At 30.6% G+C, this 11,719-nt stretch carries 9 protein-coding genes; 6 read left to right on the top strand and 3 right to left on the bottom strand.

Features of this window, described 5'->3' with window-relative positions; all coding sequences use genetic code 11:
- The first annotated feature begins 94 nt into the window (after positions 1–94).
- Entirely contained in the window at positions 95–2,308 is a 2,214-nt protein-coding gene (locus BTO16_RS15385) for a TonB-dependent receptor (protein ID WP_105022532.1), read from the top strand.
- 17 nt (positions 2,309–2,325) lie between these two features.
- Positions 2,326–2,826: a thioredoxin family protein gene (locus tag BTO16_RS15380; protein WP_105022531.1), complete on the top strand. Its 501-nt coding sequence runs from the start codon at positions 2,326–2,328 to the stop codon at positions 2,824–2,826.
- A 3-nt stretch (positions 2,827–2,829) separates the two neighbouring features.
- On the opposite strand, the gene BTO16_RS15375 is transcribed toward BTO16_RS15380, so the two are convergent.
- Positions 2,830–3,378, bottom strand: a complete 549-nt coding sequence (locus BTO16_RS15375; RefSeq protein ID WP_105022530.1) for a hypothetical protein — start codon at positions 3,376–3,378, stop codon at positions 2,830–2,832.
- A 124-nt stretch (positions 3,379–3,502) separates the two neighbouring features.
- Here BTO16_RS15375 and mfd point away from each other — a divergent pair, with 124 nt between their 5' ends.
- The 3 genes from mfd to BTO16_RS15360 are packed head-to-tail and all read left to right on the top strand — an operon-like array spanning position 3,503 to position 8,236.
- Positions 3,503–6,835: a transcription-repair coupling factor gene (mfd, locus tag BTO16_RS15370; RefSeq protein WP_105022529.1), complete on the top strand. Its 3,333-nt coding sequence runs from the start codon at positions 3,503–3,505 to the stop codon at positions 6,833–6,835.
- Between the two features lies 1 nt (position 6,836).
- Positions 6,837–7,379, top strand: coding sequence for a metal-dependent hydrolase (locus tag BTO16_RS15365; protein ID WP_105022528.1), 543 nt, complete (start codon positions 6,837–6,839; stop codon positions 7,377–7,379).
- Positions 7,379–8,236, top strand: coding sequence for a DMT family transporter (locus BTO16_RS15360; RefSeq protein ID WP_105022527.1), 858 nt, complete (start codon positions 7,379–7,381; stop codon positions 8,234–8,236). Before BTO16_RS15365 ends, BTO16_RS15360 begins: the two co-directional genes overlap by 1 nt.
- Positions 8,237–8,467: 231 nt before the next feature.
- On the opposite strand, the gene BTO16_RS15355 is transcribed toward BTO16_RS15360, so the two are convergent.
- Positions 8,468–9,535, bottom strand: a complete 1,068-nt coding sequence (locus tag BTO16_RS15355) for a hypothetical protein (RefSeq protein WP_105022526.1) — start codon at positions 9,533–9,535, stop codon at positions 8,468–8,470.
- A 37-nt stretch (positions 9,536–9,572) separates the two neighbouring features.
- Complete coding sequence (gene dprA, locus BTO16_RS15350; protein ID WP_105022525.1) at positions 9,573–10,676, bottom strand: DNA-processing protein DprA; 1,104 nt, start codon at positions 10,674–10,676, stop codon at positions 9,573–9,575.
- Positions 10,677–10,771: 95 nt separating this feature from the next.
- Between dprA and BTO16_RS15345 the strand changes: the two genes are divergently transcribed.
- Complete coding sequence (locus BTO16_RS15345) at positions 10,772–11,680, top strand: HU domain-containing protein (RefSeq protein ID WP_105022524.1); 909 nt, start codon at positions 10,772–10,774, stop codon at positions 11,678–11,680.
- The last annotated feature ends 39 nt before the right edge of the window (positions 11,681–11,719 follow it).

Raw genomic sequence — 11,719 nt, 5'->3', positions numbered from 1 at the left:
AATTATACCACAAAGATACAATATTTTGATTTAATTAAAACAATATTTAGTCAAGACTAAAAATTATTTTATATTTGCATAAAATAAATACTCAATGAAACTAAAAAAATTCATTTTATTCATACTATTCCTAAGTTCAGTTGCTGTTTTTTCTCAAAATAGTTCTATTTCTGGAAAAATTTCTAGTGATTCTGAGGCTTTACCCTATGTAAATATTTATTTAAAGAAAACTAAATTTGGTGTTTCTTCTGATGAAAACGGTTTATACAATCTAAAAAACATTCCTAAAGGAAATTACACTCTTATAATTAGCAGCATTGGCTATCAAACAAAATCAATAAAAATAACTATTGATACGAATCAAAAGTTAACTAGAAATTTTTCTTTATCCGAAGACAATTCTTTGGATGAAATAGTAATTTCTGGAACTTTAAGGCCAGTATCAAAAACAAATAGCCCTGTTCCTGTAGAAGTCTATAGCGAAACTTTTTTTAGAAAAAATCCGACGCCTTCTATCTTCGAGTCTTTACAAAATGTGAACGGGGTTCGTCCGCAATTAAATTGTAGTGTTTGCAACACAGGAGACATTCATATTAATGGTTTAGAAGGACCTTACACCTTTGTTTTAATTGACGGAATGCCTATTGTAAGCGGCCTTTCTACAGTTTATGGGTTAACGGGAATTCCGCAAGCATTGATAGAAAGAGTAGAAATTGTGAAAGGACCAGCTTCTACTTTATACGGTTCGGAAGCAGTTGGTGGTATTATAAATGTTATCACTAAAAAACCTACAAATGCACCATTATTATCTACAGATACATTTGTAAGTTCTTGGGGAGAAGTAAATTTAGATGTTGGTTTGCGTTATAATGCATCAGAAAAGGTGCAAGGTTTATTAGGTGTTAATTATTTCAATTATCAAAATAGAATTGATAACAATAATGACAATTTTACCGATATGACGTTACAAAATAGAATATCAATCTTTAATAAAGTAAATATCGCTAGAAAAAGTAATAAAGTTTTTACCATAGCAGGACGTTATGTATATGAAGATCGTTGGGGAGGAGAAATGGATTGGGAAAGAGAGTTTAGAGGAGGAAACCAAATTTATGGAGAAAGTATCTACACAAACCGATGGGAAACTTTTGGAACCTACGAATTGCCAACTACAGAAAATTTAAGTTTTCAATTTAGTGCAAATGGGCATTATCAAGATTCTTTTTATGGAGAAACTTCGTATGATGCAGAACAGTTAATTGGTTTTGGTCAGTTAGTTTACAACAAACAGTTAGGCGAAAAACATGATTTATTATTAGGTGCAGCCTATCGTTATACTTTTTATGATGATAATACTTTTGCTACTTTAAATGAAAATGGTATTGAAAACAGCCCTTCAATAATTCATTTACCAGGCGTTTTTGTACAAGATGAAGTAAGTTTGACCGATCGAAAAAAAATACTTTTAGGCGTACGATGGGATCACAATAGTGTGCATGGAAATATCTTTTCGCCAAGAATAAATTATAAATGGAATTCTAAGGATAAATCTAATATTGTAAGACTGAGTGCTGGTAACGGATTTAGAGTTGCTAATGTTTTTACAGAAGATCATGCTGCTTTAACAGGCGCAAGAACCGTAGAGTTTGACGGGGAATTAAATCCTGAAACATCTTGGAATGTAAACGTTAATTATGTGAAGAAAATAAATACAGAAAATTCTTTTATCACTTTAGATGCAAGTGCTTTTTATACCTACTTCAATAATAGAATCTTACCTGATTACGAAACCGATCCTAATAAAATTATCTATGCTAATTTAGAAGGATTTTCTGTTTCGCAAGGAATTTCTTTAAATGCAGATTTTCTATTCACAAACGGATTAGCGATAAACGCCGGGGCCACTTTAATGGAAGTTTCTGTAACCGAAAATGAGGTGAAAAGAACACAATTACTAACCGAAAGTTTTAGCGGAGTTTGGTCTATTTCTTATAAATTTAATAGTGATTTTACACTAGATTACACAGGAAACCTATACGGTCCAATGCGTTTGCCTTTATTAGGTGAAAATGATCCAAGAGATGAATATTCTCCTTGGTTTAGCATTCAAAATATTCAATTAAGCAAGAAATTTAGCAACAGTTGGGAAGTTTATGGTGGCGTTAAAAACCTATTAAATTTTACGCCCGCAGCAAATAGTATCAATAATGCAGATATGCCTTTTAGTGATGCTTTTGACCCGAGTTACGTATACGCATCTAACCAAGGAATAAGAGCTTTTGCCGGAGTTCGTTATACTCTTTTTTAAATACTACTGTACCAATTATGAATTTTACAAAAAAAATTATTTTTCTTTTTATTTTCTTCGGATGTTTTACAATCTGTGCGCAAATAAATACAGAAAAAGAAGTTTTAAAAATTCTTAGTTTTGAGGAAGTTGAAAAGTTACAGCAACAAAAACCAAAACCGATACTTATTTTTCTTTACACAGATTGGTGTAAAATTTGTTTTGGGATGAAGAAAACAACATTTAAAAATCAGGAAATAATTCGACTTTTAAATGATGAATTTTATCTTATTTATTTAAACGGAGAGCATAAAAGCAACATCAATTTTATAGGAAAAACCTTTGTTTACAAACCTTCTGGAACTAAAACGGGAATACATGAATTGGCAAAAGAATTAGCCTCGATTGATGGAAAAATAAATTATCCAACAACAACAATTTTAAATTCAGGTTTTGAAATTGATGTACAAGTAAATGGGTACATCAACAGTGATAAAATGAATGCTATTTTAAAAAAATATTTGAAATTAAACCGCTAAAATTTAGTGTTTTCTATCCCACAATCTCATATTCATATTTCTTGGCTTAAAACTATAAACCAACCCAATTGATGAATAAAAATGAGAAAACTGAGTGGTAAATCTAGTTTCCGAAAATCGATACATCAATTGAAAGTTAACACCATAACTAGGTAAAAACCAAAATGTATTACCAACTCCAAAATTTAATGTAGGTGTAAGCTGTTGAGCAGTTATAAGACTTCCTCCTAGCATAACATAAGGCACAACATTGTCGTAAGAAGCGCCAAAATCGTATCGCAAAGAACCATCTAATGTGGTATATTTTTGAGTATCTAAAGCGGAAGTAGCATAAGAGCCAACCATCGTTAAATTATTAAAAAGATATCTAGAGATAGTAAGTCTTGGCGTTTGATTTATAAAGGCACCACCGATTGCTTTTTTATCTTGCTCAAAATACAAAGCAGAAGCTGCACTTACTCCAAAAGTCCATTTATTTGTATCGTTTTGTGCTTTCGTAACCAAAGTAGACACAAAAAAAAGCAAAAAAACCAGTGAAAATTTTAATTTCATTTTTATGGGGTTTTGTTAATGAGATAACTTCCTAACAAACAAATATATTGTATTCTTTAATAAAATAAAGTTCAATTTGGCTTTTTATGCAATTACATAGTACATTTGCATAAAATATTTTACGTTGAGTACCCAGAACATTGTAAATAAATACCAAAAATCTGCGAATGTTTCGCAGTTAATTAAAGCACTTCAACAAGACAGAAACCATTTTCAAATAACGAATTTGGTTGGGTCTTCATTGTCTTTTGTAATTTCTGAAGCTTTTAAAAAATCAGAAAAACCTTATCTTTTAATATTTAATGATAAAGAAGAAGCTGCCTATTATTTAAATGATTTAGAACAATTATTGGGAGAAAAAAATGTGCTTTTTTACCCAGGATCTTACAGAAGACCTTATCAAATAGAAGAAACAGACAATGCAAACGTTCTTTTACGTTCAGAAGTTTTAAACAGAATTAATTCCCGTAAAAAACCTGCCATCATTGTTACCTATCCTACTGCATTATTTGAAAAAGTAGTTACCAAAAAAGAACTTGAAAAAAATACTTTAAAAGTTGCTGTTGGCGAGAATTTATCGCTTGATTTTGTAAACGAAATTTTGTTCGAATACAAATTTACGCGTGTAGATTTTGTAACAGAACCCGGCGATTTCTCTGTAAGAGGAGGAATTATTGATGTATTTTCTTTTTCTAATGACGAACCTTACAGAGTAGAATTTTTTGGCGATGAAATAGATAGTATTAGAACTTTTGATGTAGAAACACAACTGTCTAAAGAGAAACTCAAAAAAATCTCTATCATGCCAAATGTAGAGAATAAAACTTTACAAGAAAGCAGAGAAAGTTTTCTAAAATACATCTCATCAGAAACTGTTATTTTTGCAAAAAACATCGATTTAATCTCCGGAAAACTAGATAAATTTTACACAAAAGCAGAAGAAGCTTTTGCAGAAATATCCAAAGAAATTAAACACGCAAAACCAGAAGAATTATTTTGTGATGGTAATTTCATCAAAAATCAATTACAGCATTTTTCTTTGGTAAATTTTGAAGGATCTAAATCTGATGAAAAATTAGAAATTGCTTTTAAAACAAAACCTCAACCGCCATTTAGCAAACAATTTAATTTATTGATTGATGATTTAAATGAGCATCACAAAGCAGGTTTTACCAATTATATTTTCTGCGCAAACGATCAACAAGCAAAACGTTTTCATGATATTTTTGATGACGCAGAACAAGAAGTTCATTACGAAACACTCGTTTTTCCTTTATACCAAGGTTTTGTAGATATTGAGCAAAAATTAGTTTGTTACACAGATCATGAGATCTTTGAACGCTATCATAAATTCCGATTAAAAAATGGCTACGCAAAAAAGCAAGCCATCACTTTACAAGAATTAAACAAACTTGAAATTGGCGATTATGTTACACACATGGATCACGGAATTGGAAAATTCGGTGGTTTACAAAAAATTGATGTGCAAGGCAAAAAGCAAGAAGCCATTAAGTTGGTTTATGGCGAAAGAGACATTTTATATGTAAGTATTCATTCGCTTCACAAAATTTCTAAATTTAATGGAAAAGATGGTAAAGCGCCTAAAATATACAAATTAGGTTCTGGTGCTTGGAAAAAAATTAAACAAAAAACAAAAGCGAGAGTCAAGCATATTGCGTTTAATTTAATTCAGTTATACGCCAAACGAAAACTTGAAAAAGGGTTTGCTTTTGGTCCAGATACTCATATTCAGCACGAACTAGAAGGTAGTTTCATGTATGAAGATACCCCAGATCAATTTACCGCTACGCAGGATGTGAAAAATGATATGGAAAAAGAACAACCTATGGATCGATTGGTTTGTGGCGATGTTGGTTTTGGTAAAACAGAAGTTGCCGTAAGAGCTGCTTTTAAGGCTGTTGATAATGGTAAACAAGTAGCAATTTTAGTGCCTACAACAATTTTAGCCTTTCAACATTATAAAACATTTACAGAACGTTTAAAAGATTTTCCAATCAAAATTGATTATTTAAACCGTTTTAGAACTGCAAAACAAAAATCGGAGGCAATTAATGGTGTAAATGACGGAAGTGTAGATATTATTATTGGGACACATCAACTTACCAATAAAAAATTACAGTTTAAAGATTTAGGATTGTTAATCATTGACGAAGAGCAAAAATTTGGTGTTGCTGTAAAAGATAAATTAAAAACATTAAAAGAAAATGTTGATACATTAACGTTAACAGCAACTCCGATTCCTAGAACGTTACAATTTAGTTTAATGGCTGCAAGAGACTTATCCGTTATAAAAACGCCGCCACCAAACAGACATCCAATAGAAAGTAATGTAATTCGTTTTTCTGAAGAAACAATTCGTGATGCTATTTCTTATGAAATTTCTAGAGGCGGACAGGTTTTCTTTATTCACAACAGAATAGAAAACATAAAGGAAGTTGCTGGTTTAATTCAGCGACTAGTCCCTTCCGCAAAAGTTGGTATTGGGCACGGACAAATGGAAGGCAAAAAACTAGAGGGTTTAATGCTTGGTTTTATGAATAATGAATTTGATGTTTTGGTTTCTACAACAATCGTAGAAAGCGGTTTGGATGTACCAAATGCAAACACCATTTTCATAAACAATGCGAATAATTTTGGATTGTCTGATTTACACCAAATGCGTGGTAGAGTTGGTCGTTCTAACAAGAAGGCGTTCTGTTATTTTATAACTCCGGCTTTTCATATGATGACGGATGATGCAAGAAAACGTATCGAAGCATTGGTTCTATTTTCTGATTTAGGAAGCGGAATAAACATTGCCATGAAGGATTTAGAAATTCGTGGTGCAGGAGATTTATTAGGGGGCGAACAAAGTGGCTTTATAAATGACATTGGGTTTGATACGTATCAAAAAATATTGCAAGAAGCTATTGAAGAACTAAAAGAAAATGAGTTTAAAGAGCTGTACCCAACAGATACTTTAAAACCAAAAGAATACGTAAAAGAGGTAACTATCGATACTGATTTCGAAATCTTATTTCCTGATAATTATGTGAATTCAATTACAGAAAGATTGAGTTTGTACAGCAAATTATCCAATTTAGAAACAGAAGAAGAATTACTAGTTTTTGAGACTGAAATTATAGATCGATTTGGGAAAATCCCTAAACAGGTTGAAGATTTATTAGATTCCGTTAGAATAAAATGGTTGGCAAAAGAACTTGGTTTAGAGAAAGTTATTCTAAAACAAAAAAGAATGATGGGTTATTTTGTTGCCAATCAACAAAGTGAATTTTACCATACAGAAGCATTTTCAAGAATGTTAAAATATGTGCAGCAAAATGGTAAAAGCTGCGTAATGAAAGAGAAAGAAACTAAAAACGGATTGCGTTTATTAATTACTTTTATTAAGATTGATACTGTAAAAATAGCTTTATCAATATTGAAAAAAATATAAAATGGCTTCATTATTTGGGCATGCATTTATCGCTATGGCTTTAGGAAAAAGTTTTTCTAGAAACCAGCGAACTTGGAAATTAATTTTAATTGCAATTGTTTGTGCAATAATACCGGATGCAGATGTTATTGGGTTTCAGTTTGGCATTCCTTACAATAGTTTTTGGGGACATCGAGGCTTTTCTCATTCGTTTCTTTTTGCATTATTGTTTAGTATTTTAGTGACCGCTATTTTTTATAGAAAACAATTTTTTAGTAAAAAAGGGTTTTTCTTACTATTATTTTTCTTTTTAAGTGTAGCTTCACACTCAGTTTTAGACGCTTTAACAAATGGTGGATATGGAGTAGCCTTTTTTTCTCCCTTTGACAATACTCGTTATTTTTTCCCTTTTACACCTATAAAAGTTTCACCAATTGGTATTTTACGGTTTTTTAGTGAACGAGGTGTTCAAGTTATTCGCAGTGAAATTGTTTGGATTGGAATTCCTGGATTTATTTACATGATTATTGCTTTTCTTGTACGAAAAAAAAGAAATAAAATTTAATGGAGAACTCACATAATAAAAATTTATCCCTTTTACTTTTAGCAACACTTTTTATAAGTACATCTGGCGTTTTAGGAAAATACATTGCATTGCCCGCAGAAGTTATAATTTTGTGTAGAGCAAGTTTTGCAACTGTTTTTATTTATATTTTTTGCAAAATTAAAAAGGTCGATTTAAAAATAAAATCTAAAAAAGATTTTTACTCATTTGTAATCAGCAGCTTTTTTATGGGCGCACATTGGATTACTTATTTTATTGCTTTAAAATTATCGAACGTGGCTTTAGGAATGCTTTCTTTATTTACTTTCCCTGTAATTACAGCGCTACTAGAACCTTTTTTCTCAAAGCAAAAGTTAAACCCGATTCATGTTTTTCTTGCTGCCTTGGTCTTAATTGGTGTGTACATTCTTGTGCCCGATTTATCTTTAGAAAACGACCAGTTAAAAGGAATTTTATTCGGGATTTTATCTGCTTTTTGTTATTCTTTTAGAAATCTTACGATAAAAAAACATGTAAAAAATTACAACGGCAGCATGTTAATGTTGTATCAAATGATCATTGTTTCTGTGTTATTAATTCCGGTTTTATTTTTTAGCGATTTCTCGAATTTTGAAAGTCAGTTGCCTCTTTTAGTATTAGTTGCACTGTTAACTACTGCAATTGGCCACACTATGATGGTAAATTCTTTAAAACATTTTTCTGTGACAACCGCAAGTATTATAGGAAGCATTCAGCCAATATTCGGAATTGTAATGGCTTACTTTTTTGTAAATGAAATACCTAGTTTTAACACGTATATTGGTGGTTCTTTAATTTTGTTGACTGTTGTTATTGAGAGTATTCGAAGTAAAAAGTAAATTTAAATTCTTTTCGAAATTTTATTGAAGGACAAAAAATGTACTATCAAAAGCATTAAAAAAATATTTATTTTAGAAATAACTATAAGCTGGCAAACAAGTATAGCCCTGATTGAAACGGCATCCTTTTTTATTTTTCATAAAAAAGATATAGTAAAAAGCAGGAAATAGCTTCAAAAAATAATTGTTTTAAAATTACAATTTCTGATTCTGTAATAAAAAAATTAGCCACTAAAACAAATCTTTATTACTGATATTTAAATAATTACGTTTAACAAAAGCTAAAATAGTTTCTAGAATTTCGCCCATATTTTGGCAGTCTTTAAACTTAACATCACCAACATATTTTACAAGTTGTTTTTTTAGAAGCGCCACATTTTCTGGAAAAGAAATGGTGTCTGCTTTCATACATTTTATTAAACGGGTAGTTCTTCTTGGTGCGGTTAACATTCTTTTTGCCATAAAAGAGCGTTCTTCTATTTTATACTGTCTAATAGAATCGTTTTGTAATTTTTTACCCACCATTTCTATCATCTTAAAGTTCTCTTTCATAAACTGTAAGTTGTAAACTTTTAAGTTTCCTTCAAAAGATTGCTGATCGAAATCTATGGCTCTAATTTTATAAATAATATGGTCAAAATCGTGCGTTGGTGTAATTACATAATTGTAAGAACGCATATCGCCCAGCAAACGTATTAGACAACGTTCTTTAAATTTTACAAACTCTTTGGCAATTTGAGCTTTTTCTAGTTCTGTACATTTTGGTAAAATATCTCTAATAAAATCGTCGCCAGGAATCCCTGCAATATGTTCTTCTATTAGGGTGTCTTTATACACTAAAAAGTTCATGTTGTGCGGCGATAAAATATGCTCTAATTCTAAACCGTAAATACGCGATGCATCTGCTTTTTTTACATAGAAATATGTAAAATTATCATTTAATATATTTCTAATTTTTATTCTAAATGGTTTTGAATTACCGAATGTACAGTAGTCAATTGCATCTACGTTTAAAAACGGAATGCTCTCAACATTACCATCGGAATGGAGTCTTGCATAAATTTCTTTTAAACTTCGGTCAATTTCTTCTCTATCGTATTGAGAATAATAGGTTCGTACCCAAAGTGTGTCTTCGTCATTCTTGTCATAGACAGTAACTGAGCCTTGAAAACGCAATAAATCATCATAATAAAGAGAGCTTTTAATATTTCTATTGTATTTCTCTAAATAATCATGAAGCATCTCATTTACTGGAAATGTGGGCTTTTTCTTGGACATCAATTTTTTATCTACTGCCATTTTCTTTATTGAATTTTATCAAAAGTAATGAATCTGTTTAGATTATTTCGAACATTTTACCTGGTAAAGGATTTATAATTCCTTTTAACTCCATTTGTAATAAAGTTGATGACAACTGAAACAGCGGAATATTACAATCTATAGCAATAACATCTAATAATTGTTTCCCTTCTTTTAAGAGGTAGTCATAAATAATTTGTTCACCTGCATTTAACTCGATAAATAATTGTTTCTGAATTGCTTTTTTAGGTTTTTCTGATAAATCCCAATTGAGCATTTTTATAATATCTTTTGATGATGTTAGTAAATGTGCTTGGTTGCTTTTGATTAAATTATTACAGCCTTTGCTATACACGTCAGTTACTCTACCTGGCAGCGCAAAAACATCTCTATTGTATGAGTTAGCGATATCTGCGGTAACTAAAGAGCCTCCTTTTTCTGCACTTTCTATTACAATTGTTGCTTTAGAAATACCCGCAACAATGCGGTTTCTTTTTAAAAAATTTTCTCTTAAAGGGTCTTCTTCGTGCCAAAACTCGGTTAAAAAACCGCCATTTTCATTTACTTCGTTAATATATTTTTTATGCACTTTTGGATAAATTTGTTCAAAGCCGTGCGCCAAAACTGCAATAGTTTGCAACTTATGTTTTACTGCCGCTTTATGTGCACAAATATCAACACCATATGCAAAACCGCTAACAATTATAGGATTAAATTCTGCAAGATCTTCTATTAATTTATTGCAAAAATCACGCCCGTAAGAACTCATATTTCTAGTACCAACTATCGAAATAATTTTATTGTTATTTAAATTGATATTTCCATCTTTGAATAACAATATTGGACTATCAATACAATTTAGCAGGTTTTTAGGATACGCATCCTCTAAAAAATAAGAATAGGCAATTTTATTGTTTTGGATGTAAGCAAGCTCTTGTTCTGCAAGTTCTATGTTTTTCTTATCAAATAAATGCGCTATTGTATGGCTACCTATACCGTTAATATTTAGTAAACTAGTTGATTTTTCCTTAAATATTTGTTCAACATCGCCTACTTTAACGATAAGTTTTTTAGCTAAAACATCACCAATAGCTCTACTTTTTTGCAATCTTAGAATTGCAAGTAATTTTTCTTCTTTCAATATTTAACAATTTGAGTACCAATATATAAAATAATTGTTGATAAAATTTACGAGAATCCGTTTTACAAAACACCAAAAAATCTATATTTGTAGATATGAATTTAGCCAACTACATCAACGACTTATTATATAGATACAATTGTATTATTATTCCAAATTTTGGGGGTTTTGTTACCAATAAAATTGGCGCAAAAATAGATGAGGATTCTCATACAATATATCCACCAAAAAAACAGATAACTTTTAATAGTCATCTTAAAGAGAATGATGGTTTATTGGCTAATTATATTGCTACATCAGAAAACATTTCTTTTGAAAAAGCTTCTAAAGCTATAGATTTAGCAGTTATTGAATGGAAAAATAAATTACAAACCACACCTTTACAAATTGGTTCTGTTGGTGTTTTAACACTAAATGAAAGAGACCAAATTATTTTTGAACCTAATAAAACCGTTAATTACTTAACAGCTTCTTTTGGGTTATCGGCTATTGAGTCTGCATCTCTAAAAAGATATCAAGAACAAGTAAAACCTTTAATTCCTGTTATACACACAACTGCTAAAAAAGAGATTCCTGCGTTTATAAAATATGCTGCCACTGCTGCTATTTTGTTAACACTAAGCTTTGTTGGTAACAATATTTATCAACATAACAAACAACAAACTATTTTAGCAAATCAAGAAAATGTAATTGAGAAAAAAATACAATCTGCAACTTTTGTAATTGCAAACCCTTTACCAACTATAGAATTAAATGTTGTAAAAGAAATAGAAATTGTTAAACCTTTTCATATTGTAGCAGGCGCTTTCCAGGTTGCGAAAAATGCAGAGAAAAAAGTAAATCAATTAAAAGAACTAGGCTATAATGCTAAAATTATTGGCGTTAATAAATGGGGATTAACAGAGGTTTCTTTTGATAGTTTTACGGATAGAAATGAAGCAATTAATAGTTTGTACAAAATACAAAAAACTGTTTCTGCAGACGCTTGGTTATTGACAAAATAGTAAGTATTATTTAAGGGCTATCCCTATCTTTGCAGAAAT

It is taken from the genome of Polaribacter glomeratus, from assembly GCF_002954665.1.
GTDB classification, from domain to species: Bacteria; Bacteroidota; Bacteroidia; order Flavobacteriales; family Flavobacteriaceae; genus Polaribacter; species Polaribacter glomeratus.
This window is presented reverse-complemented; position numbering and strand designations above follow the sequence as displayed.